This is a genomic window from Alcaligenes pakistanensis (assembly GCF_014652815.1).
Lineage (GTDB): Bacteria > Pseudomonadota > Gammaproteobacteria > Burkholderiales > Burkholderiaceae_B > Alcaligenes > Alcaligenes pakistanensis.
In genome coordinates, this window is the sequence record NZ_BMZN01000002.1 from 559,191 (window position 1) to 582,039 (window position 22,849).

The following is a 22,849-nucleotide window of genomic DNA, read 5'->3' on the forward strand; positions in this document are numbered from 1 at the left end:
CCTTTTAACCAGAGATAGGCTCGAGGCACAAATTCAAGCCCTTGCGGCCTCGCCTACATTGACGACACAAGAATGGTTTCATTGCTGAAAAAGCTTATTGGCAGTCGTAACGACCGATTGCTCAAACAGTACCGTAAGCAGGTCGCACAGATTAACGCTCTTGAGCCTTCAATCCAGGGCTTGAGCGACGAGGCCTTGACCGCCAAGACGCAGGAGCTGCGCCAACGTGTTCAGGATGGTGCGTCGCTTAACTCGCTCTTGCCCGAGGCTTTTGCCGTGGTGCGCGAGGCGGGTATCCGTGTCTTTGGCATGCGCCACTTTGACGTGCAGATGCTCGGTGCCATCGCTTTGCACAACGGCAAGATTTCTGAAATGCGTACGGGTGAGGGTAAAACCCTGACCGCCACCTTGGCCGTGTACCTGAATGCGCTGTCCGGCAAGGGCGTGCATGTGGTGACCGTCAACGATTACCTGGCCCGTCGTGACGCCGCCTGGATGGGGCGTCTGTACAACTTCCTGGGTCTGAGCGTGGGTGTGGTGGTTCCCCAGCAAGACAATGCCGAGAAGATTGCCGCCTACCAGGCCGACATCACGTACGGTACCAACAACGAGTTTGGTTTTGACTACCTGCGCGACAATATGGAATATCGCGCCGAGGATCGCCGTCAGCGCAGCTTGTCCTACGCGATTGTCGACGAAGTTGACTCCATCCTGATCGACGAAGCCCGTACTCCGCTGATCATCTCCGGTCAGGCTGAAGACAATACCGAGCTGTACGTGCGCATGAACGTGGTCCCGCCCATGCTGACCCGCATGACGCAAGAACCCCGTCCCCACGAGCCCGAGCCCGAAGGCGACTTCTGGGTCGACGAGAAAGGCCAGCAGGTTCATATTTCCGAAGCCGGGCACGAACGCGCCGAGCAGATCCTGACCGAAATCGGTCTGCTGCCTGAAGGCGAGTCGCTGTACGAGCCACGCCACATTTCTTTGATGCACCACATGATGGTCGCCCTGCGCGCCCACAACCTGTTCTTCCGCGACCAGCAATACGTGGTCCAGGACGGCGAAGTGGTGATTGTGGACGAATTCACAGGTCGTTTGATGGCTGGTCGCCGTTGGTCCGATGGCTTGCACCAAGCCGTGGAAGCCAAAGAAGGCGTGCGCATCCAGAACGAAAACCAGACACTGGCCTCGATCACGTTCCAGAACTACTTCCGTATGTACGACAAGCTGTCGGGCATGACGGGTACAGCCGATACCGAAGCCTACGAGTTCCAGGAAATCTACACGCTTGAAACCGTCATCATCCCGCCTAACCGTCCCTTGGCTCGTAAAGACCAAAACGATCAGGTTTTCAAAACGGATGACGAAAAATTCAACGCTATCCTGAAAGACATTCAGGACTGCCACGAACGGGGTCAGCCTGTTTTGGTGGGTACGACCAGCATTGAAAACTCCGAGCTGATCTCCTCGCGCCTGAGCGCTGCGGGTGTCAAACACGAGGTGCTGAACGCCAAGCAACACGCTCGCGAAGCCGATATCGTGGCTGAAGCAGGTATGCCTGGTCACGTGACTATCGCCACCAATATGGCGGGCCGTGGTACGGACATTGTGCTGGGTGGCAGCATCGAGCGTCAGATTTCACAGGTACGTGAAAACGAATCGCTGACTGCCGAGCAAAAAGAAGCCCAAATCCAGGCCATCCGTGCTGCTTGGGAACCTGTGAACCAGCAGGTCAAGCAGGCTGGTGGTTTGCGCATTATTGGTACCGAGCGTCACGAATCCCGCCGTATCGACAACCAGCTGCGTGGTCGTGCCGGCCGTCAGGGTGATCCCGGTTCCTCGCGCTTCTATTTGTCGCTGGAAGATTCGCTGATGCGTATCTTTGCCGGTGACCGTGTACGCGCCATTATGGAACGTTTGCGTTTGCCCGAAGGCGAGCCTATCGAAGCGCGTATGGTGACTCGTTCGATTGAGTCCGCCCAGCGCAAGGTTGAAGCCCGTAACTTCGATATTCGCAAACAGCTGCTGCAGTATGACGACGTGGCCAATGATCAGCGCAAGGTGATCTATGCCCAGCGTAATGAAGTGCTGGAGTCGGGCGATATTACCGAGACCATCAGCAGCCTGCGCGAAGCCGCGGTTAGCCGTTTGTTCCGCGAATACGTGCCGCAAGACACGATGGAAGAGCAGTGGGATATCCCGGCCCTGACCACCGCTTTGCAAAGCACTTTCCAGATTGATCTGCCTTTGGCTCAAATGCTGGAGCAGGAATCCAATCTGACTGACGACGATTTGCATGATCGTGTTATCGACGAATCCCAGCGTTTGATGCAAGCCAAGATCGAACAAGTCGGTCAACCGAACTGGGGTAATTTCGAGCGTTCCGTGCTCTTGCAGTCCATTGATACGCAGTGGCGTGGTCACTTGCAGGCTTTAGATCACCTGCGCCAGGGTATTCATTTGCGCGGTTACGCTCAGAAAGACCCCAAGCAGGAATACAAGCGTGAGGCGTTCGAACTGTTCTCCGACATGCTGGACCGTGTGCGTGACGAAGTGATCAAGGTTTTGATGACGGTTCGCATCCAGACACCGGAGCAGACAGAGGAAGTGGCAGTGGATACGCCGCCTGCAAATACCAATATTCGTTTCCATCATTCGGACTATGACGCTGCCTTGAGTGGCGAAGATCCTGGTCTGGACGAAGCTGCGAATGGTGATGTGCCGCGCGTGGGTCGTAATGACCCTTGCCCATGCGGCAGTGGCAAGAAATACAAGCAGTGCCACGGACGTCTGGCCTGATACTGATCGGGGCCGTCCACACTGAAGGCAGGTAATTAAGAACCTCATGAGTCTTGGCTCATGGGGTTTTTTCTTGGTGCCAGGGCTGTAACTTTTCTCCTGTTTTCTTTCTTATGACAACGTTTCCTTTATTACAGCGTGTGGCCCTTATCGGTGCGGGTGAGGTGGCTCGAGCTTATGGTTCCGCCTTGAAGTTAGCCGGTGTACAGACTCCGTTTCTGCTGGTGCGGCGTGTCAGCCCTGCAGCCCAGGAATTGGCGGATCAGCTAGGGGCCCGGCTTTGCATGCAGGCGGATGCACAGTGGCAGGAGTTGGATGGTGTGCTGTCTGCCGTGACTGGCACGCAGGCGGCTGTCGTGGCCAAGGGGGTTATGCCTCATTTGGCGGCTGGAACGCTGTATATGGATTTATGTACAGCCGAGCCGCTGGACATGGAGGCCATGGAGGTGCTGGCGCGCCAGCAGAATGTGGAACTGGCTGATCTGGCCATTATGGGCTCTGTGCCTACCACAGGCGCTCAGACCGCCTTGCTGGCTGCGGGGCAGGGTGCAGCTAGGGCAGCGGCGTTCTGGCAGGCTCAGGGTGCTTCTGTGCGGCTTCTTCCTGGTCAGGCCGGCGATGCAATGCGTCTGAAGCTGCTGCGTAGTTTGATGACTAAAGGGCTTGAGGCCTTGGGAATCGAGAATCTGATGCTGGCCGAGCGAATGGGTTTGCGCAGCGAGTTGTATGAGGTCTTACAGGACTTAAATGAACGAGGTCTGCAGGATTTCATGGAGTCCTGCCTGCGCAGCCATCTGGTGCATGGTGTGCGCCGTCGCGACGAGGTATTGCAAGTGCGTCGTCAGTTGGAGCTGGCAGGCATAGCGCCCCGGGTAACTAATGGTGTGCTGGATTTTTTTGAGCACACCGCGCAGACCGAGGCTTTGCAGCGCCCGCAGGCAGTGGGTACAGCAGAGAGCCTGGGGGTTTTTCTGGAAGAGGCTCAAGGGAGCGCATCCCGGTCTTGATAGCGTGGTTGTGAGTTCTGTGACGAGTGGCAGGCTCGTGCACACGCTGAGGTAGAGCAGATGTTGTCAGCGAGGCTATGTGCATCACGTTCCTGACGTTTGAACAATAAAAAACCCGGCATCAAGCCGGGTTTTTTATTAAGTGCATTCTTCCTGCGGTCTACAGCAAGAAGACTGTCGCCAGTCCCAGAAACAGCAGAAAACCCAGCGAGTCTGTTGCAAAGGTCAGTAATACCGAGGAACCCACCGCTGGATCATTGCCAAATCGGTCGCGCAGAATCGGAATGATGACGCCCAGGGCAGCACCAATCAGCATATTGCCGATCATGGCTGCCATCATGACAGCGGCAATCGGAATCGAACCCGAGATGAACCAGGCAAAGAATGCGGTGACCGCACTGCCACAGACCCCGACCAGAAAAGTCACCAGCAGTTCGCGTTTGATCAGTGGTATGACGTTGGAACCTGTGACACGGCCTGTGGCAATGGCACGAATAATCATGGTCATGGTCTGGTTGCCGGAATTCCCGCCAATACCAGCCACAATCGACATCAGGAAAGCCAGGATCACGATATGGCTGACGGTATCCTCAAAGCGCGAGGCAATAAAGGAAGCCGTTGCCGCCGTACAGAGGTTAATCAGCAGCCAAGGGGCGCGGTTACGGATAGCCGTGCGGATAGGCGAGAAAATATCGTCCTCTTGCAGACCAGCGCGGGACAGGGCTTGTTCTTCCGAATCCTCTTGCAGCACGTCCACCACCTCGTCAATGGTGACGCGGCCAATCAGGCGGCCCATATCATCCACCACGGGGGCGGACACCAAGTCATAGCGCTCAAACGCTGCGGCGGCGTCCGAGTCCGAATCCAGCGGGTTTAGCGTCAGATAATCGGTGGACATGACCGACGAAACCAGGGTTTCAGGCTCGTTGACCAGCATGCGGGTCAGGGACAGGGTGCCTTGCAATTTATCGGCTCGGTCCACCACGAAAATCTGGTCGGTGTGGTCGGGCAGTTCCTGTAAACGACGTAGATACCGCAAGACCACTTCCAGCGTGATGTCCTCGCGCACACGCACCATGTCAAAGTCCATGATGGCGCCCACGGTATCCTCGGGGTAGCCCATGGCTTCAATCAGCTGTGCGCGTTCCTCGTCGGTCAAACCGCGTTGCACGGCTGCCACCACATCGGGCGGCAGGTCGGGCACCAGATCGGCAATCTCGTCGGCATCCATATTGCCGGCGGCGGCGATCAGGTCTGCCGCATCCATGGAACGAATCAGCGATTCACGCGCCCAATCCGCCACTTCCAGCAGCACATCGGCATCGTGCTCGGCATCGACCAGTTGCCAGATGGCCTGACGCTCCAGCTCGGGCAAAGACTCCAGAATGAAGGCAATGTCGGCCGGATGCAGGTCATTCAGAATGGTCTTGATCTCGCTTTCGTGCTGGCGATGGATCAGACCTTCAAGCAGGTTGGAGCGGTCGTCGTCCTCGAACTGGCGTTGGGCCAGTGACTCGACCACTTCCTGGCGCTTCAAGATGTTCTTCAGACGATAAAGCGCCTGCTGCGCATCCTCGGGCTCCAGGCGGCGCGGCTTGGGGGTGGAGCTGGGAGAAGTAGGGGGTACCAGGTTTTCCTGCATAGACCTGCCTGTCACGAATACTTAGAGAGGGGGCAGCGGGCGGCTGCGGCGCTCGTCATCGGTGGCCACATAGGTAAGCGTGGCTTCGGTTACCTTGACCGTTTCAAGTTGCAGGCGTTTGCGTTCTGCATACACTTCTACTGAAACCGTAATGGAGGTGCGGCCCGTCTTGACGATTTCTGTGTAGAAGCTGAGCAAGTCACCCACAAAGACTGGCTGCTTAAAGGTAAAGGCATTCACTGAAATCGTGGCGACTCGCCCCTGGGCGCGTCGGGTAGCGGGAATGGCCCCGGCAATGTCCACCTGGGACATGATCCAGCCGCCGAACACGTCACCGTGAATATTGGCGTCAGTGGGCATAGGCATGACGCGCAGGGTGGGTGCTCCGTCCGGTAGCGAAGAAAGTGGGCTTGAGGTAGTCACAAATACTCCCGTATTGGAAGAAGGGGCTGTGGGGCCGCTGCGTGCGCAGCGCACGCCGTCAGAAATAGAACCTGCCATTGTAACGGCATGGCTTGGGCCCGCTATGAAACATTTGTTAAAGCGTCAACGGTGTTGTGTCAGCCAATCCAGGGCCAGCTTGGCCCAGTAACTGGCACCAATGGGAATCAGGCTGTCGTTGAAGTCGTAGCTGCCGTTGTGCAACATGCACGGACCCAGGCCGTGGCCCTGGCTGCGATGGTCGCCGTCCCCATTGCCCAGCCAGACGTAGCAGCCGGGCACTTCCTGGAGCATAAAGGAGAAGTCTTCTGCTCCCATGGAAGGACGAATGTCCTGGCGCAGCTTGTCGGCCCCGACCAGTTCCTGGATGACTTGGGCGCAAAAGGCTGCTTGTTCAGGATGGTTGATGGTGGGCGGGTAACGACGGTCAAAGTCAAAGTCGACCGTACAGCCCAAAGCAGCACAGCTTTGTTCGCTGAGCTCTCGCATCCGGGTCTCGACCAAGTCCAGCGCTTCGGTGGAGAAGGTGCGCACGGTTCCGCGCATTAGCGCTTCGTTGGGAATCACATTGTCGGCGGAGCCAGCATGAATCTGGGTGATGCTTACGACAACGGGTTCCAGTGGGTCCACATTGCGGCTGACAATGGTTTGCAGGTTTTGCGCCAGTTGTACGGCCGCCATGATGGGGTCGACCCCCAGGTGAGGCATGCCGCCATGTGCGCCTTTGCCTTCAATACGAAGTTCAAAGGTGTTGCTGGAGGCCATCATGGCGCCGGGCAAGACACCAAAGGTGCCGGCCGGCATGCCGGGCCAGTTATGCAGGCCAAACACGGCTTGCATGGGGAACAGCTTGAACAGGCCATCTTTGATCATTTCCCGTGCGCCGCCAAAGCCCTCTTCGGCAGGCTGGAAAATCAGGTAGATCGTGCCCGCAAAATTGCGGTGTTCAGCCAGATAGCGAGCGGCGCCCAGCAGCATGGCGGTATGGCCGTCGTGCCCACAGGCATGCATCTTGCCTTCGTGACGGCTTTTGTGATCGAACTCGTTGAGCTCTTGCATGGGCAAGGCGTCCATATCGGCACGCAGCCCCACGGCTGGTCCGTCTCCGCCTGTGCCTTTCAAGATGCCTACGACACCTGTCACCCCCAAGCCGCGATGCACGGGAATATCCCATTTCTCCAGCCAGGACGCGACTTGATCAGCAGTCCGGGTTTCCTCGAAAGCCAGTTCGGGATAAGCATGGAGATCACGCCGGATTGCCGCAATTTCGTGGGACCAGGCGGAAATGGGTTCAAACAGCTTCATGATGCGGGCTTGTCCTTGGGCTTGAACAATAAAGTAGAGTAGAGTTAACCATAAATAAACATGTATTAGGTGACAAGCCCTTGGATACTCAGCAAAAACCTTGGCTCGAACATTATCCTGCCTCTGTGCCCCAGGACATTCAGCTGGGAGCCGAGCAGACCTTGATTGATTGTCTGGATACGGCCATCAAAAAGCATAAGGACAGGACGGCGCTGACCTTTATGGGGCATGACATTACGTATGAGCATCTGGACCGTAGCGCGGACGCCTTTGCCGCCTGGCTGCAGGCCCAAGGTCTGGAACGTGGTAGCCGTGTCATGTTGATGTTGCCTAATGGTTTGCCGTTTTTGATTTGTCTGCTGGGGACGATGCGGGCCGGCATGGTGGGGGTCAACACCAATCCGCAATACACCGAACGAGAGCTGGAGTTCCAACTGGCCGATAGCCAGGCCCAGGTCATTGTGATTCTGGAAACCTTTGCGCATGTGCTGGAACAAGTACCAGCCGCCGTCAAACCTGCCCATGTCGTGCTAAGCACCGTGGGCGATTTGATGGGTTTGAAAGGTAGCGTGGTTAATTTTGCAGTACGTTATTTGAAACGCATGGTGCCTTCTTACTCCTTGCCGGGCGCGCAACGCCTGGAAACGGTGTTGGAGCAAGGTAGCCAGTTAAGTTTGCATCGTCAGGCTGCCAAGCCAGACGATTTGGCCTTGCTGCAATATACCGGCGGGACAACGGGGCGCCCCAAGGGGGCCATGCTAAGTCAACGTAATTTGATGGCCAATGTCTTGCAGGTGGAAGCGGTAGGTTTTCCGGCTTTGGGTGACTTTAAAGGTCCGGCCTACACCATGATGGTGGCCCTGCCGCTGTATCACATCTTCGCGCTGACGGTCTGCGGCCTGTTCGCCATGTATGCGGGTATGCATATGGTGCTGGTCATGAATCCGCGCGACTTGAATTCGGTTTACAAGGCCTGGAAACGTAATCCGCCAGAAGTCGTACCAGCCGTGAATACCTTGTTCAATGCGCTGGCCAATCACGAGAAATTCCGCACCTTGCCCTTTGATCAGCTCAAGCTGTGTCTGGCGGGCGGGGCCGCCTTGCAAAAAGCTGTGGCCGAACGTTGGCTGGCCGTTACGGCTTGCCCCTTGATTGAGGGGTACGGTTTATCGGAAACCTCGCCGGTGGTAGCAGTTAACTCCACAGACTCGCGAGAATACAGCGGCACGATTGGTTTCCCCTTGCCATCGACCGATGTGCTCCTGCTGGACGAACAAGGTCAGCCAGTCGCCATGGGTGAGCAGGGCGAATTGGCTGTGAAAGGGCCGCAGGTCATGTCGGCTTATTGGAATCAGCCTGAGGAAACCGCCAACGTCTTTACGCCGAATGGTTTCTTGAAAACAGGCGATATTGGTGTCATGGACCAACAAGGACGCATTCGTCTGGTTGATCGCAAGAAAGACATGATTCTGGTGTCAGGCTTTAACGTCTACCCCAACGAGATTGAGGAAGTGGTGGCAGAACACCCGGCTGTCTTGGAAGTGGCTGCTGTCGGTGTGCCTAGTGAACATAGCGGTGAAAGCATCAAACTGTTCGTGGTGAAGCGCAATCCCTCGGTGACCGAGGCTGATATCAAGCAATGGTGCAAAGAGCGCCTGACGGCTTATAAGCGGCCGCGCATTATTGAATTCCGGGACGAACTGCCCAAGAGCAATGTGGGCAAGATTTTGCGTCGCGTGCTGCGGGATGAAGCATCCACAGCAAAGGCGTAGGAGTCGAGGCTGTTGGGGTGGGCGGAGTATCAGCCCATCGAGCAAAAATTCTTAAGGTAGGATGAAAAACAGCGAGCCAATGTAAGTTGGTTCGCTGTTCGTTTATAGGGCTTCAAATAGCCCTGCGCGTTTGGCTTACGGCTTGGGTTTGGTCGGACGCTGAGTCAGCGAAGGGCGCACCATACCTAATAGTTCGTCAGCAATATGGGCGTTACCTGCGTAGACGTGACCACTAATCGGCCAAGGCTCTTCCTGATACAAGTCTTGGCAAACGCCTTTGGCTTCACGTACCAGCAAGGTGCCGGCGGCGACATCCCAAGGGGCTAGGCCCATTTCCCAATAGCCGTCGTAACGACCGCAGGCCACCCAGGCCAGATCCAGCGCGGCAGCACCCATGCGGCGCACGCCACGGCTGCCGGTAATGGCGGCATTTAGGCTGGGCATGTATTGGTCGGAAAAGGAGAAATCGCGGAAAGGGAAGCCTGTTGCCAGTACCGAGTCCGCCAGTTTTTTGGATGAGGAGCTTTGAATGCGGCTGCCATTCAGCCAGCTGCCTACGCCATACATGGCGGTGAACAGCTCTTCCCGGCAAGGGTCGTAGACCACGGCAATGACGGGGGTGTCCTCTGTCAGTACACAGTTATCCATCTGGGTGCCTGCCGGGGCAATCAAGGCGACTGAAACGGCATAGTGAGGGATGCCGTGCAGAAAGTTGGTCGTGCCATCTAGCGGGTCGATATACCAGGTGGGGCGACCTGTGCTTACGCCGCCGCTTTCTTCGGCCACGATATCAATATCGGGGGTGCGTTCCATCAAGACACTGATGCAGGCCTGCTCGGCTTCGTGATCGGCTTGCGACACCAAGTCGTTGTGCATTTTGTTGCGGATCACCAGAGAGCTACGGTCCGACGCATAGGCTTGTAAAATGGCGGCTGCGGCATGGGCTGCAGTAACGGCAGCGTCCAGGCAGGCGCTGAGCGGTAAACGTGACAATGGCATGGCAATCCGGTTTTGAAAAAGAAAGAGTCTGGGATAGAGATTTTTTATTGTACGTGTTTGTTGGTGTCAGTTTGATTAAGGCTTGTTTAAGGGGGTTTGAACGTGTGTGATTGCTGTTATGGGCAGGAAATTTGATGGTTGCTGCTGCCTTCGAACCCTTGGTGCCAGCCGTTCTTGAGTTCAATGAGCGCGGGGTGCCGGTCAGTGCGGTTTATCAAGATAGCTATCACCCGCCCGATGGCCCGTTGGGGCAAGCGCAGCGAGTGTTCCTGCACGGCAATGGCCTGCCCGAACGCTGGCAGGGGCGACGACAGTTCACGATTTGTGAAACCGGATTTGGACTGGGGGCCAGTTTTCTGGCGAGCTGGCAGGCCTGGCGTCAGGACCCGGCGCGTAGCGACAAGCTGCACTTTGTCTCAGTGGAGGCTCATCCCTTTCGGCAGAAGGATTTAGCGGTTTTGTATGCGCGATTGCCTGAAGAATTGCAGGAGCAAGCTCAGGAGTTATTGGCGGCTTGGCCTATGCTAGTGCCGGGCATACATCGCCTGGAACTGGATGGCGGGCGAGTCACGCTGACGCTGGCCTTTGGGCAGGCCGAGACCATGATGCGCGAACTGCAATGCCATGCAGACGCGTTTTATCTGGATGGTTTCGCACCCCGTGGCAATCCTGCAATGTGGTCGCGCTCAGTCCTCGGGCAGTTGGTACGTTTGGCCGCGCCGGGGGCGACCGCCGCCTCCTGGTGTTGCGCCGGGCAGGTGCGACGTGATTTGACCTCGGTAGGCTTTGAAGTGGAGAAAGTGCCGGGGGCCGGTGGAAAATGGTGCACAATTCGTGCCCGTTTGCGGCCGCACCTGGGGCGGCGTGGCAACTTGCCGGAGCAACAGGGGCGGGTGGTCGTGATTGGCGCCGGTCTGGCCGGTGCGGCCTGTGCCTGGGAACTGGCTCGCAAAGGGCTGCCTGTTCTGGTCTGCGATCCGGTGTTGAGCAAAGGTTTGGATGCTTCCCATCAAGGTCATCGGCTGGCCGCTATTTCTCCCGTATTTGCGCTGGATGATGCGCCGCTGGCCCGTCTTAGCCGGACTGCGGTTCTGCATGCCTGGCGAGGCTGGAAAGCGTTGCCGGAAGCTGTTCGTCCCCGGCGGGTGGGAACCTTGGTATTTGGGCAAGCCGGTAATAGTGATGCCGATATCCAGCAGGCCCTGACTCGTCTGGCTTTGGACACGGATTGGGTTCAATGGCTGGATCGCGAGCAAGGCTCTGCCCTGGCAGGGGCGCCCTTGCAGGGTGGTGGTCTGTATTTCCCGCAAGGGATGGTGGTCGACCCTGCTGCGCTGGTGGCTTATCTATTGGATCATCCTTTGATTCAGTGCTTGCCTGAGCAGGTGGCGTTGCAGGCTGGGCAAGAGTCAGGCGTGTGGGAGCTGCGTAGTCTGAATGGGGATGTGCTGGAATGCAGCAATCGTGTGGTGATTGCGGCGGCAGACCAAAGCCTGGACGTGCTTGCGGGCACAGTACAGAGTGCGTCTCCGATGCCTCGGCTGGCGGCCATGCAGCGTCTGGCCGGGCAAGTGAGTTACCTGCCTGCCGGGCAGGCACTTACAACAGGTGAAGTGACTTTAAGCGGTCAGGGCTATATCCTGCCTGTTGACACTCACGGGCAAGTCATCGGTAGTACCTATGAACGTTTTGGTGAGTCAGCCCAGGTCAGCGCTCAGGGACATCAGCAAAATTTAAAGAAAGTCTCGGCCATGTTGGCCGATCCCGCGCTCGGTGTGGATACACCTGAGTCCGGCTGGGCCGGTTGGCGCTGTGCCTTAAGTGATCATTTACCCGTGATGGGTTTCGTGCCGGGCCAGCCCGGATTGTTTATGGCTGCGGCTTACGGCTCTCGAGGTTTGAGCTGGAGCTTGCTGGCAGCCAGCTTGTTTGCCGCGTATTGTCTGGAGGAGCCTATTCCTTTGGAGCGGCGTCTGGAGCAAGCCTTAATACCCCGCTAAGGCCTGTTTTTCGATTTATTTCGACGAAATTTGAAGCAACATTTTCCTTTGTCGCGCAAATACGTCAAAATAGTGGCCTTGTTAAGTAATCTTGAGCGTGACCCTGCGATCAGCATCGTGCCGTTCGCTCCACTCTGACGACGTGACACAATTGTTTAATCATCTGAGTTTGTTGACGACGAAACCGGCCCTGGCCGATTTCGCTTTTGTCGAAACCGATTTTGCGCTGCGCATCGAAGCTCATGCGCCGGGTGTTTTCCGTTTCCGCTGTCTGCCGGCTGCCCGGCTCGACAATGAGAAACTAAGCACCCGTGCTAAAGCTTTGAGCGACATGCTGCTGGCCCGCCACGAGGCGGTCAGCGAATTCCAACTTGAAGCGGCCGATTCTGGCTGGCGGATTGAGCAGGGCGAACTCGTCTTGCTGATCCAGGCTAATCCGTGGCGCTTTGAAATCCGCCGCGGTGAGCAGCTGCTCCTGAGCAGTGCCGAGCAGCCTGTAACGCTTGTCCAAGAGCCCAACGCTTGCTGGCAACTGGATCTGGCCCTGGCCGAGGAAGATGCCCTGTATGGTTTGGGCGAAACCTTGGGCGAGCTGGATCGCCGCGAGGAGACTCTGGACAGCGACCGCCCCAACGATCGCAGCTTGCCTTTGCTCTGGAGTACGCAGGGCTGGGGGCTGTATATCAATACCTTTGAACGGGTCGAGCACGATCTGGGTCAGCAAGACCTGGACCGTTATCGCGCTTGTGTTCATGCGGCCGAGCTGGATTTCTTCCTGTTCCTGGGCGATCCCAGCGAAATCATCAATCAGTACTCCGCCTTGACGGGGCGTGCCGGGCAGCCCGGTGTCTCGCCTATGGGACTGTGGTTGGATGGCGCACAAGCGCAGCAGGACATACAGTCCTTGCGTGACTTGGCTAACCAGTGCCGCGAGCAGGGTATTGCATTGGATGTCGCCGTCTTGCCGCCGCCCGAGCCTTACGATTTCCAGCAGGACAAACCTGCGCTGGAGTGGAACGCAGCCCGTATGGCGGAGCCGCGTGAGGCTTTCTCTGCCTTGCAAAACGATCAGGTACAACTGGCTGCCTGGACGCGTCCTTGTGTGCAGGCAGGTACCTCCTTGTTTGAAGAGTGGGAAGATCGAGGTTGGCTGCTCATCAATGATGATGACGGCTGCGCCCATGTCTTTCCTGGCGACGAGCTAAGCGGTGGCCGCGACTACGGCTTGCTGGACCTGACCCACAAAGACGTATTCCGTATGTGGACAGAGCGTCAGCGCCAGATGGTCGATGATGGCCTGGGTGCTGTGCTGTGCAATGCCCGTTTTGATATTCCCGACACCATCACCAGCCGTGGTGGTGAGTCCGGTGCCTTGCTACGGGCCATCTACCCTGTTCTGGCACGACAGGCTTTGTTTGATGCCGTGGCCGGTCACAAGACGCCGCAGGAAGGCGTCGTGGCTAGCCGGGATCTGAGCCCGTCGTCCCAGCGCTTCGCTTGGCAGTTAGGCCCACAGGTCGAAAATACCTGGGCGGGTCTGACGGAGTCCTTGAAGTCTGCATTGGCTAGTGGCAATAGCGGTGTGCCTATTCAGATTCATGGCTGGGGCAATGCCGCCGCATCGACCAGCGAAATGACACCCGAGTTGTACTTGCGCTGGCTGGCCATGGCGGTTTTTTCTGCCAATTTCAGCTTGCAAGGTATTCCTGCCCTGCGCCCTGATGCTTTTGATGAAGAAACACAAGCGCAGGTCAATCATTGGCTGGAATGGCGTTTCCGTCTGGTGCCTTATGTTCTGGGCATTATTGAGGACGCTGTGCGTACTGGTTTGCCGGTGCAGCGTTCCATGGCACAAAGCTTTCCGGCTGATAGTCAGGCCCGCCTGTGGGATACGCAGTATCTCCTGGGCCCGGCCTTGCTGGTGGCTCCTATCTTGCAGCCTGGCCAGGAAATTGAGGTCTACTTGCCTGAAGGCGAGGCCTGGTGGGATCTGAGCACGGGCTGGCGCTATGAAGGCGGCACGACGCTGAAGATGAGTGTCGGTCTGGATCGTTTGCCTGTCTTTGGCCGTGAAGGGCATATGTTGTGTCTGGGCCCCGTAGTCAAACACACTTCCGAGTTCAATTCGGCGCGTTTGCTCGATGAAGTCTGGATGTTTGGCATGCCTGAACATAGCCCGGTGGTGATGCGCAACAAGATTCGCGTCATGCAGATGCAGGGCTCCAGCTACATCAAGGGTCTGGAAGGATTGAAGATCCTGCCGTCCGAAGGGCTGGAGGTCAAACGCCGGGGTGCCGAGGTTCGTATTTCTCGTGCCCGTTAAGCGCTAGACGAGCCTGATCGTCTTTATATGCCTCCCGGCATTGGGGTCTGACCTCAGTATCGGGAGGCATTTTCTATTTGCAGACCCATAAGCCCCTACGCTGATGTTCAGATTTTGTTTCTGAAAAAGCAGAAAAGGGAGAAGCAAGGCTGTTCAGAGCCGCTAATTCCAATCTTTTTAAGGAAAAAGGCGCTTTCTCTCTTTATTTTGCATTTAAGGCTTGACGAGGTTCTTAAATCTTGCCATAATTTCATCTTTCAGTAGGGGGTCGTTAGCTCAGTCGGTAGAGCAGCGGACTTTTAATCCGTTGGTCGCGCGTTCGAGTCGCGCACGACCCACCACTACACTGAAAACGTAGAAACAAGGCCGCGCTTAGCGGCCTTTTTCTTTGGGCGCTTGCCTTGCACAGCCAAGGTAACATCCGCGATTGGCCGGTCGGAAATCTTGCTATAGAGGGCAGCCCTCAGTATGGTTTCAATATTTCCCTGGGTTATATCTATCTGGCCATCGCCAAATTTGCTTTATGGTAAATTTCGCTTACAGCTCAGGCTTTTATAACTCGACTGACTAACTAGGCTGAGTTCATTTTGATTCGTCTTGAACATATCTCAAAAACCTACTCTTTGGCAGGCAAGACCGTTCATGCATTGAACGACGTTTCCTTGCAGATCCACCAAGGAGAGGTCTTCGGTATTATTGGTCGCTCGGGTGCTGGAAAAAGTACGCTGATTCGCATGCTCAATCTGCTCGAACAACCTGATTCGGGGCAGGTCTGGGTGCAGGATCAGGACATCACACGTTTTTCAGGTGCGCAGTTGCGTGCCTTTCGACAAGGCGTGGGGATGGTATTCCAGCATTTCAACTTGCTTCATTCCCGTACCGTTCTGGACAATGTCTGCTTTCCTTTGCGTCTGGCAGGGATAGATCGTTCCCAACGTCAGCAGCGTGCGTTGGAAGTGCTGGAACTGGTAGGCTTGAAAGACCATGCTAATAAGTACCCCCGTCAGCTGTCCGGTGGGCAGCAGCAGCGGGTAGGTATTGCCCGAGCCTTGGCTAACCGTCCTCAGCTTTTATTGTGCGACGAGGCCACCTCCGCCCTGGACCCGGAGACCACGCAGTCCATTTTGCGTTTGCTGCGGGAAATTAACCAGGAACTGGGCCTGACTATCGTCTTGATTACCCACGGCATGGATGTGATTCGTTCCGTCTGTGATCGTGTCGCCGTGATTGATGCCGGCAAGATTGTAGAGTGCGGCGAAGTGCTGGATGTGTTTCTGCACCCGCATCATCCCACCACGCAGTCTTTATTGAGCGAGAGCGGTGTGAACGCTGACGACTGGCATGCATTGGCAGAGGGCGTGCCAGGCAGCGTGATGCGCCTGAGCGTGCGCGGTGTGGCCACTACAGAGCCCTTAATCAGTCGTATTACCAGCCAGTTAGGTTTGAACGTCAGCATCTTGCAGGGGGCCATTGGTCGCATTAAAACGGAGCCTTATGGGCAGCTGGTAGTGGCTGTGGAAGGTAATGAGCAGGCCAAGGCGGGCCTGGATGCCTTGCTGACCGAACTGAATGTCCAATTTGAGGTATTGCGACCATGAACTTTAGCAATTTGGATTGGGCGCTGATCGGTGAGGCCACCGTTGATACCTTGTTGATGACGGGTGTTTCGCTGTCTTTTACCGCGATTATTGGATTGCCTTTGGGCGTGCTGTTATTTCTGACCAGCCGCAAGCAGATGCTGGATAACGTCTGGATTTATCAGTCTCTATCCTTGGTCGTGAACATTTTGCGTTCCGTGCCTTTTCTGATTTTATTGATCGTCATTATTCCGTTAACGCGAATTCTGGCCGGCACATCCTTGGGGGTGCAAGGTGCTATTCCACCTTTGGTCTTGAGTGCCGCCCCGTTTTTTGCCCGTCTGGTGGAAAACGTCTTGCGTGAGCTGGACCCCGGTGTGAACGAAGCCTGTCGCGCCATGGGGGCCAACTCCCGTCAGACGGTGTTGCTGGCTTTATTGCCAGAAGCAACCACGGGAATTGTGGCTGCCTTGATTGTCACCGCGATTGCCCTGGTCGGTTATTCGGCCATGTCGGGTGTGATTGGTGGTGGTGGCCTGGGTGATCTGGCATTGCGCTTTGGTTATCAACGTTATCAAACGGATGTCATGGTGGTTACCGTGACTATCCTGGTGGTGCTGGTGCAACTCCTGCAGGTGTTTGGAGACGCCATGGTGGCTCGCTTGAGCCGAAAATAAGTCCCGGCAGCTATGGTCATAGCCTTGCCTTTCTGAAACTGGAGTCGCTCATGTCTTTGAAGAAATTTGTTCCCGTACTCGCCTTGTCCGTGTCGGCTCTGCTGGCCAGCGCCGCTCAAGCTGCCGAGACCTTGTCGATTGCTGCTACCCCCGTGCCACACGCCGAATTGCTGGAGTTTGTGAAGCCAGCATTGGCCAAGGAAGGCGTGAACCTGGATATCAAGGTGTTCACCGATTACGTGCAGCCCAACCAGCAGGTTGCGGACGGCCATATCGATGCCAACTTCTTCCAGCACAAGCCTTACCTGGATACCTTCAACAAAGAACACAAAACCGATCTGGTGTCGGTGGCCGTGGTTCACGTTGAGCCCTTTGGTGCTTACTCCACCAAAATCAAGAAGCTGGACGAGCTGAAAGAAGGTGCACTGGTTGCGATCCCTAACGATCCATCCAACGGCGCTCGTGCTTTGCTGCTCTTGCAACAGGCTGGTGTCCTGACCTTGAAAGATCCTTCCAACATTCTGGCAACTTCGCGTGATGTGGACCAGAACCCCAAGAAGCTGAAATTCAAGGAATTGGAAGCCGCTACTTTGCCGCGTGTTTTGGCTGATGTGGATATCGCTCTGATCAACACCAACTACGCGCTGGAAGCCGGCTTGAACCCCACCAAGGATGCCTTGGCGATTGAGGGTGCTGACTCCCCCTATGCCAACCTGATTGCGGTGGCTGCCAAGTCCAAAGATGATCCTCGTGTGGCCAAGCTGATCAAGGCTTTGCATAGCGAAGAGGTCAAGGCTTTCATCGCTGACAAATACAAAGGCTCGATTGTTCCTGCCTTTTAATTTGAGTGTTCAGGCGATGACTTAAGTAAAAAAACCTCGGGATTTCCCGAGGTTTTTCTTTTTTTAAAACTATTAAATACAAAGAGTTGGGCTGCTTCGGGTAGGATAGATCAACGCTGGGGCAGGCCATGAGCCTGCGCTGACTTGGGAAAAAACATCGAACTGGCTGGTTTTTGGCCAGTCCCTACAGAGGAGTGACGGATGTTCAATAAGAAAATGAAAACCCTGATGGCTGGCTTGACCCTGGCCTTGGCTTTGCCCGCTGGGCAGGCTTTGGCGCAGCAAGGCAAAGAGCTGGTAGTCGCAACCGATACGGCGTTTGTGCCTTTTGAGTTCAAGCAAAACGGTAAATACACCGGCTTTGATATCGACTTGTGGGATGCCGTCGCGAAAAAGGCCAATTTGAATTACCGTTTCCAGCCTATGGATTTCAACGGCATTATTCCTGGCCTGCAAACACGCAATCTGGATGCGGCTCTGGCAGGGATCACCATCCGGGATGATCGTAAACAAGTCATCGACTTTTCCGACCCTTATTACGAAAGCGGTCTGGCTATCCTGGTCAATACCGACAACACCGCCATCAAGACGGCTTCCGATCTGGAAGGCAAAACAGTGGCTGTGAAGATTGGCACCGCAACGGTGGACTTCATGCAGCGTTCGGTACCGACTGCCAAGCTCAAGCTGTTCCCCAATATCGATAACGCCTTCCTGGAACTGGCTACCGGCCGTGTGGACGCCGTGGTGCACGACACACCTAACGTGCAGTACTACGCACAGACAGGTGGCAAGGATCGTGTGAAGGTGACGGGCGCGGTGAAAAGCGGTGACTTCTACGGTATCGCGTTCCCCAAAGACAGCGAACTGGTACCGGTTGTGAACCAGGCACTGAAAGACATTCGTGCCGATGGCACGTACGACAAGCTCTACCAGAAATGGTTTGGCAAGCAACCTGACTAAGCAAGCCTTGATGTAAGCGCTATGCCAAAGCGGTGATCGCGTGTTTAAACGGGGTCACCGCTTTTATTTTTAACGCTCGTTAGGGCGTGTGTTCAAACACAAAGGTAGCACTGTGACTTTTCAATGGGACGCTATCTGGGGGGCTTTACCCAGCCTTCTGGAAGGTACAAAAATGACACTGCTCATCACCCTGCTGGGTTTGGTGGGTGGGGCTGTATTGGGTTTTCTAACGGGTGTGATCACCACCTATGTTCGGGTGCCAGTCACCTGGCGTCGGGCGGCTATGGCTGTTTTGGGGCTGATCGTGCTGGGCGTGTTGGGCAAGGGCCTGTCCTGGGCCATCGAGCACTGGCTGGGCTTTGTCCCCGGCTGGGTGTGGAGTTCGCTGCAGGTGCTGATTGCTTTGGCCTTGCTAAGCTTTTTCCGACGCTCTTTGCTGATCGTGCTGTCTTTCTTGTGCCAGGTGTACGTGCTGTTTATTCGCGGCACGCCGATTGTGGTGCAGGTAATGTTCATCTACTTTGCGCTGCCTATGCTGGCCAACATTCGTATTGATGGACTGACTGCCGCGATCTTCACCCTGATGATCAATTCAGGCGCTTATATTTCCGAGATTGTGCGCGGCGCTTTGCAATCGGTGCCCAAGGGCCTGAAAGAAGCGGGTGAAGCCATGGGGCTGCCGTTTCACAAGATTTTGCTGCACATTATTGGTCCAGTGGCGTTTCGACGCATGATCCCGGCCATGGGTAACCAATGCATTATCAGCTTGAAGGATTCCTCGCTGTTTATTGTGATTGGTGTGGCAGAGCTGACCCGCCAAGGTCAGGAAATTATTGCCAATAACTTTCGTTCGGTGGAGATTTGGGGCGCCGTAGCCGTGATCTATCTGATTCTGACCGGCCTGATTGCCCTGGCTCTGAAGTTTGTTGAACACCGTATGAGGATTGTATGAGCATTGTCGAGTTCAAGAAGGTAAGCAAGCGCTTTGGGGACAATGTCGTGCTCGACGATATTAGTTTGAATATCGATAAGGGCGAAGTTGTCGTAGTGGTCGGGCCTTCGGGGTCGGGCAAGTCCACCTTTTTACGCTGTATCAATAAGCTGGAAGACATTCAGGCCGGTGATATTGTGGTCAATGGCTTGAGCGTCAATGGCACGCCCGCCCAGGTGCGCGAGCTGCGCCGGGAAGCGGGCATGGTGTTTCAGCAGTTCAATCTGTTCCCGCAAATGAGCGCCTTGGAAAACGTCATGTTCGGACCTGTGCATACGCGTGGCACAGAACGTGCCCAGGCTCGTCAGGAAGCGTTGGACCTGCTGGCTAAGGTAGGGCTGGCCGAGCGGGTAGATCACTATCCCAACGAGCTCTCGGGCGGTCAGCAGCAGCGGGTGGCGATTGCCCGTGCCCTGGCAATCAAGCCCAAGCTGATGCTGTTTGACGAGCCAACCTCGGCCTTGGACCCGGAGCTGCGTCAGGAGGTGCTGAAAGTCATGCAGCTCTTGGCCGAAGAAGGCATGACTATGGTTGTTGTGACTCATGAAATGGACTTTGCGCGGCGCGTGGGTAGCCGCCTGATTTTTATTGATCAGGGACGGGTAGCGCATGATGGCCCGCCTGCTGAAATGCTGAGCAATCCACCAAGTCAACGCTTGAAAGACTTTCTGCAGCACGTGGCGTAAGCAGGCAGAAACAAAAAGCCCTTCAGGGATTTGGCTGCTTAGCCAAGAACCTGAAGGGCTTTTTTTGTAGCGTGCCGGCTGTCTGAGACAGACGGTAGGCGGATATTACTTAGACGGTGATACGTAAATAGTGCGCGTGGCAACGACGCGGTTGGCACCATCCGGCTTGATGCGGATCGTAACTTGGCGGGGCGTAAAGCCCGCTGGCAGCTCTACCGAACCATTGATGTAGGCGTAACGGCCCACGCTAACGGCTTGGCTGGGCAGATCCACATTGCCAGAACGGCCATTGGTGTAGCGACCTGCGGCTACAAATTCCATGGTGCCGCTAAATTCAGCCTCTTTGCCCTTGTCCTGCATCAGCAGCACAAAATGGTTTAGCTGGCCGTTATTGATCGTGAACTCGGCCGCCCGGATTCCCGGCGAGGTGCCACGGGGATCTGGGGGCATGGCATCGGCAAACAGCGCGACATCTTTTTCCAGCTTGGTGACCATGGCTTGCAGGTCGCCGGTCTGTTGACCCAGCTTGCCTTCTTTCTGGCTGACTTCTTCCAGATCGCGGCTGGTTTGGTTTAACTGGCCTTGCAAGCGCTGCTTGTCGGCATTGGCGCTGTTCAAGTCATAGTGCAGCTGTTCTGACTGTTCTACGGTCAAGCGAGTGGGGCCATAACTTTTCTGCAAGAAAAGCAGGCCACCTGCGCCTAGGGCGATGCCGGTCAAAAGCAGGACAAACCAACGTGGAATGCGGCGTTTTCGACGGCTTGAGCCGTAGGCGGTGGGTTTGAATACGGTGCGTTTGGAGGAACCAAGCATGAGAACAGACGTTCCTGTCAGACAGGGGACTTAAGGCAGATTAAGTCCCGATTACAAAACCCATTAGCATAGACGTCATTGGGGCTATGGAGGCGGTATAGCTGGCTTTGTTGCCCTTTGTTGTGCTTGGAAACGTGTGCCGGCTAGCCTTGAAAAATATCAGTTTACTGTGAGGGTGCTAACGATTCCAAGTGTTGGTTTAACTGAGCCAGTCGTTCGGGGGTGCCGACATCCATCCAGAAGCCCGGGTGCAAGGTGCCCAGAACGTGCTGATGCTCAATAGCGGCATACAGCAGGGGTGCGAGTTTGGCGGACTGGTCTTTGGGCAAGTGCGCAAACAGCTCGGGTTTGTACACGCCGATACCGCTTAGGGTGGCACTGCGGGCTCCCGCAGCCGTTTGGGTGCATAGCGGCAATTGCCCATCTTGCATGCCGAAGTCACCGGCAGGGTGGTGCGGCGGGTTGGGCGTCAGTACCAGCCAGGCCAGTTCTGGCCCCTCTTGCAGGCGTTCGGCCATGGCAAAAGCTTGGGCCGGGTCCCAGTCAGACCAGACATCCCCATTCATCACTAAAAAAGGCTGGCCCTGAAAAAAATCCAGGGCTTTGGCAATACCGCCTGCCGTCTCCAAGGCTGATGGCTCTGGCGAATAGCTTAGTTGCAGGCCCCATTGGCTGCCATCACCCAGCGTGGCTTCGATCTGCTCACCCAGCCAGGCGTGGTTGATGATGACCTCGCGAATGCCGGCCTTGGCCAAAGCCCGCAAATGCCAGACGATGAGTGGTTGGCCGCCTGCCTGAATCAGGGGTTTGGGGCAAGTGTCGGTCAAGGGGCGCATGCGCTCGCCTCGACCGGCAGCCAGAATCATGGCACGCATCAGACGGTCATGCCCAAGATGGTTTGACGGCCTTCCAGGCGGTTCAGTAGACGCAGCAGGGCATTAAAACATTCATAGCGGCTGGCTACCTGATGCACATAGCCCAGCAGACGGGGCATGTGATCCAGGTAGTGATGTTTGCCGTCACGCAGGGACAGGCGGGCAAAAACCCCTAGAATACGCAGATTGCGCTGCAGGCCCATCCATTCATACTGCTGATGGAAGATGGCGAAGTCGGCGGGAACGTCCAGCCCGGCTTCCATGGCGGCCTGCCAGTAGCGGATCGCCCAGTCCAGCTGCTGTTCTTCAGTCCAGGTGTGGCGGGCGTCCATCACCAGGGAGGCAATATCGTAAGTGATGGGACCGGCCAAGGCGTCCTGGTAATCAATAACGCCAGGTTCAGTCTGTCCGGGCAGAGGCATCATCAGGTTGGGGCTGTGGAAGTCGCGGTGTACCAGCACGGTGGCGCTTTGCACATTGGCCTGGGCCAACTGGGCAAAGGTGTCGCTGAGCATGCTCTTGTCTTGCTCGCTGAGTTCAAACTGGCGGTGCTTTTGTACATACCACTCGGGGAACACTTGCAGCTCTTCCAACAGACGCTGTTCGTCGTAGGGAGGCAGGCCGGTCGTGTCGGCTTGTTGCAATTTCACCAAGGTTAGCAAAGTACTGCGGTACAGTTTGTCCAGCTCGCTTTGTGCCATTGGTGTTTTCAGCGCGTGCTGGAAGTTGTCCTTGCCCAGATCGCTTAGCAGCAAAAAGCCTTGCTCGGTGTCTGCCGCCAGGATCTCGGGAACATGAATTCCCGTGGGGGCTAACAGTTGGGTAACGTGGACAAATGGCTTGCAGTCTTCGCTAGCAGGGGGCGCATCCATCAAAATAACGGTGCGGTCCTGAGTTTTCAGGCGAAAATAACGACGAAAGCTGGCGTCGCTGGAGGCCGCTTGCAAGGTGTCCAGATCCAGCCCAAAGCTGGATTTCAGGGTGTTTAACCACGTGATTGCTTGCTGCAGGCGAGGGTCGGAAGCGGCAGAAATAGAAGCAGACATAAATAAAGGGACGCAGAAGATCGTAACGGATTAGTGTTTAGCAGTGCCGCTAAACGGCAGGCTTAACTATAATACCGGGTCGCCAGGGTTT

Annotated in this window: 18 protein-coding genes and 1 tRNA gene; 12 read left to right on the top strand and 7 right to left on the bottom strand. The window is 56.0% G+C overall.

The window, feature by feature from the left end; genetic code table 11:
* The first annotated feature begins 72 nt into the window (after window positions 1-72).
* Both secA and IE156_RS07545 read left to right on the top strand, forming a co-directional pair.
* Window positions 73-2,802 (top strand): preprotein translocase subunit SecA, encoded by a 2,730-nt coding sequence (secA, locus tag IE156_RS07540; protein ID WP_189391912.1) that lies wholly within the window; start codon window positions 73-75, stop codon window positions 2,800-2,802.
* A 113-nt stretch (window positions 2,803-2,915) separates the two neighbouring features.
* On the top strand, window positions 2,916-3,809 hold the full coding sequence (locus tag IE156_RS07545) for a DUF1932 domain-containing protein (RefSeq protein ID WP_189391913.1): 894 nt from the start codon (window positions 2,916-2,918) through the stop codon (window positions 3,807-3,809).
* Between the two features lie 160 nt (window positions 3,810-3,969).
* Here IE156_RS07545 and mgtE read toward each other — a convergent pair whose 3' ends face one another.
* The 3 genes from mgtE to IE156_RS07560 form a co-directional block, all read right to left on the bottom strand.
* On the bottom strand, window positions 3,970-5,451 hold the full coding sequence (gene mgtE, locus IE156_RS07550) for a magnesium transporter (RefSeq protein WP_189391914.1): 1,482 nt from the start codon (window positions 5,449-5,451) through the stop codon (window positions 3,970-3,972).
* A gap of 21 nt (window positions 5,452-5,472) precedes the next feature.
* On the bottom strand, window positions 5,473-5,817 hold the full coding sequence (locus IE156_RS07555) for an acyl-CoA thioesterase (protein ID WP_222667978.1): 345 nt from the start codon (window positions 5,815-5,817) through the stop codon (window positions 5,473-5,475).
* A gap of 180 nt (window positions 5,818-5,997) precedes the next feature.
* A complete protein-coding gene (locus IE156_RS07560; protein ID WP_189391916.1) occupies window positions 5,998-7,197 on the bottom strand; it encodes a M20 aminoacylase family protein in 1,200 nt (399 codons plus the stop codon).
* Window positions 7,198-7,277: 80 nt separating this feature from the next.
* On the opposite strand from IE156_RS07560, the gene IE156_RS07565 reads away from it, so the two are divergent.
* Complete coding sequence (locus tag IE156_RS07565; RefSeq protein WP_189391917.1) at window positions 7,278-8,969, top strand: AMP-binding protein; 1,692 nt, start codon at window positions 7,278-7,280, stop codon at window positions 8,967-8,969.
* A gap of 135 nt (window positions 8,970-9,104) precedes the next feature.
* On the opposite strand, the gene IE156_RS07570 is transcribed toward IE156_RS07565, so the two are convergent.
* A complete protein-coding gene (locus IE156_RS07570; RefSeq protein WP_189391918.1) occupies window positions 9,105-9,968 on the bottom strand; it encodes an inositol monophosphatase family protein in 864 nt (287 codons plus the stop codon).
* A gap of 134 nt (window positions 9,969-10,102) precedes the next feature.
* On the opposite strand from IE156_RS07570, the gene mnmC reads away from it, so the two are divergent.
* The 9 genes from mnmC (at window position 10,103) to glnQ (ending at window position 20,024) form a co-directional block, all read left to right on the top strand.
* Complete coding sequence (mnmC, locus tag IE156_RS07575) at window positions 10,103-11,968, top strand: bifunctional tRNA (5-methylaminomethyl-2-thiouridine)(34)-methyltransferase MnmC2/FAD-dependent 5-carboxymethylaminomethyl-2-thiouridine(34) oxidoreductase MnmC1 (protein ID WP_189391919.1); 1,866 nt, start codon at window positions 10,103-10,105, stop codon at window positions 11,966-11,968.
* Window positions 11,969-12,119: 151 nt separating this feature from the next.
* Complete coding sequence (locus IE156_RS07580; RefSeq protein ID WP_189391920.1) at window positions 12,120-14,291, top strand: glycoside hydrolase family 31 protein; 2,172 nt, start codon at window positions 12,120-12,122, stop codon at window positions 14,289-14,291.
* 265 nt (window positions 14,292-14,556) lie between these two features.
* A tRNA-Lys gene (locus tag IE156_RS07585) sits at window positions 14,557-14,632 on the top strand.
* A gap of 246 nt (window positions 14,633-14,878) precedes the next feature.
* Complete coding sequence (locus IE156_RS07590) at window positions 14,879-15,889, top strand: methionine ABC transporter ATP-binding protein (protein ID WP_189391921.1); 1,011 nt, start codon at window positions 14,879-14,881, stop codon at window positions 15,887-15,889.
* Complete coding sequence (locus IE156_RS07595) at window positions 15,886-16,545, top strand: methionine ABC transporter permease (protein ID WP_189391922.1); 660 nt, start codon at window positions 15,886-15,888, stop codon at window positions 16,543-16,545. Before IE156_RS07590 ends, IE156_RS07595 begins: the two co-directional genes overlap by 4 nt.
* A gap of 50 nt (window positions 16,546-16,595) precedes the next feature.
* A complete protein-coding gene (locus IE156_RS07600) occupies window positions 16,596-17,387 on the top strand; it encodes a MetQ/NlpA family ABC transporter substrate-binding protein (RefSeq protein WP_189391923.1) in 792 nt (263 codons plus the stop codon).
* 228 nt (window positions 17,388-17,615) lie between these two features.
* The gene (gene glnH / locus IE156_RS07605) at window positions 17,616-18,347 is read left to right on the top strand and encodes a glutamine ABC transporter substrate-binding protein GlnH (RefSeq protein ID WP_373296508.1); all 732 of its coding nucleotides are present in this window, start codon (window positions 17,616-17,618) and stop codon (window positions 18,345-18,347) included.
* 283 nt (window positions 18,348-18,630) lie between these two features.
* Window positions 18,631-19,299: an ABC transporter permease subunit gene (locus IE156_RS07610; protein WP_189392241.1), complete on the top strand. Its 669-nt coding sequence runs from the start codon at window positions 18,631-18,633 to the stop codon at window positions 19,297-19,299.
* Entirely contained in the window at window positions 19,296-20,024 is a 729-nt protein-coding gene (gene glnQ, locus IE156_RS07615; protein ID WP_189391925.1) for a glutamine ABC transporter ATP-binding protein GlnQ, read from the top strand. The genes IE156_RS07610 and glnQ overlap by 4 nt, the downstream gene beginning before the upstream one ends.
* Before the next feature lie 105 nt (window positions 20,025-20,129).
* On the opposite strand, the gene IE156_RS07620 is transcribed toward glnQ, so the two are convergent.
* The 3 genes from IE156_RS07620 to IE156_RS07630 form a co-directional block, all read right to left on the bottom strand.
* On the bottom strand, window positions 20,130-20,837 hold the full coding sequence (locus IE156_RS07620; RefSeq protein WP_189391926.1) for a hypothetical protein: 708 nt from the start codon (window positions 20,835-20,837) through the stop codon (window positions 20,130-20,132).
* Between the two features lie 164 nt (window positions 20,838-21,001).
* Window positions 21,002-21,712: an N-acetylmuramate alpha-1-phosphate uridylyltransferase MurU gene (gene murU / locus IE156_RS07625; RefSeq protein ID WP_189391927.1), complete on the bottom strand. Its 711-nt coding sequence runs from the start codon at window positions 21,710-21,712 to the stop codon at window positions 21,002-21,004.
* Entirely contained in the window at window positions 21,712-22,758 is a 1,047-nt protein-coding gene (locus IE156_RS07630; protein ID WP_189391928.1) for an aminoglycoside phosphotransferase family protein, read from the bottom strand. Before IE156_RS07630 ends, murU begins: the two co-directional genes overlap by 1 nt.
* Window positions 22,759-22,849 lie beyond the last annotated feature (91 nt).